The sequence below is a fragment of the Streptomyces sp. NPDC050743 genome (genome assembly GCF_044456925.1).
In the GTDB taxonomy this organism is placed as follows: Bacteria; Actinomycetota; Actinomycetes; order Streptomycetales; family Streptomycetaceae; genus Streptomyces.
Window position 1 is genome coordinate 1 of record NZ_JBITGJ010000333.1, and the last position, 1,353, is coordinate 1,353.

A 1,353-nucleotide genomic window follows, 5' to 3' on the forward strand; every position below is an offset into this window, starting at 1 on the left:
CGTGACCTGCGGCGCAGGGTCGGCAGTGCGCCCATGCGCGGGCTGTGTGAGGTGTTGTTGGGGCCGTTGGCTCAGCCGAGGACGCCCGGGGTGCGGTTCGGTCGGTATCGCACGGTCTCCTTCGACTGCAGCTCGATCAGGGTCCCGGACACCGACCGCAACCGGGCCTGGCTCGGCTCTGCGGGCCATGGCGGATACCCCCTTGTGGAGCTGATGACGCTGGTCGAGACCGGAACGAGGGCTCTGATCGGCGCGGTCTTCGGCCCCACCAGCGAGGGCGAGACGGGCTATGCCCGGCGCCTGCTGCACCTGCTGACGCCAGAGATGCTGGTGCTGTGGGACAAGGGCTTCGACGGCAACGACTTCCTTGCCCAGGTGACCGCCACCGGCGCGCAGGTCCTGGGCCGGCTGCGTAGCAACCGGCGCACGCCCGCTCTCGTCCGCCTGGCCGATGGCTCCTACCTGTCGGCGATCGGCACCAGCCCGGTGCGGATCATCGACGCGCAGATCACCGTGACCTGCGCCGACGGCACGGTATTCACCGGCGCCTACCGGCTGGCCACTACGTTGAGTGACGCTCGCCGCTATCCGGCTGCCGCCCTGGTCAGCCTGTATCACCAGCGGTGGGAGCACGAATCGGCGTACTACGCACTCCGCCACACGATCATGGACGGGCGGGTGCTGCGCTCGGGTGACCGCGTCGGCGTCGAGCAGGAGATGTGGTCCCTGCTGGCGCTCTACCAACTCCTGCGCACGGCGATGGTCGATGCCGCCGAGTCCCTCCCCGGCACCGACCCGGACCGCTGCGGCTTCACCATCGCCCTCCAGACCGCCCGTGAGCAGGTAATCCACGCCGCCGGCGTCATCGCGGACGCCACCGACCCGGTCGGCACCATCGGACGCCGCGTCCTGGCCGCACTCCTGCCGCCCCGTCGCCCCCGCGTGAGCACCCGCAAGGTCAAATCACCGACCTCCCGGTACAACGAACGACACAACGACGGCAGACCCGATCACAGCCGCACCGTCACCAGCCTCGACGTCAGCGTCCTCGAACCTTCACAACCGCAGCCCGCGCTGCCCACCACCTCCCGGGACGACCGGCATACCGCCCCCGCCCAGCGCCGCAGACACCGCATCCTGGCCCTGCTCGAAGAAGACCCCACCCGCCTGTGGAGACCCCGCGACATCGCGGCTCACTTCGGCGACGTCACCCTGGACACCATGTACAGACAACTCTCCAGATGGGCCGAGAGCGGACTCATCCACAAGATCGGCCCCGGCCTCTACACCGCCACAACTTGGTCACCAACTCCCTTGCAGTGACACGGAGATCGTTAACTACCCGGCCTTGGG

The 1,353-nt window shown here is 69.0% G+C and carries 1 protein-coding gene; it reads left to right on the forward strand.

The genetic code is table 11. The annotated features are described in order from the left end of the window. A partial coding sequence (locus ACIBJF_RS53455) for a transposase (protein WP_399185121.1) occupies positions 1-1,323 on the forward strand: 1,323 nt, incomplete at its 5' end. Positions 1,324-1,353 lie beyond the last annotated feature (30 nt).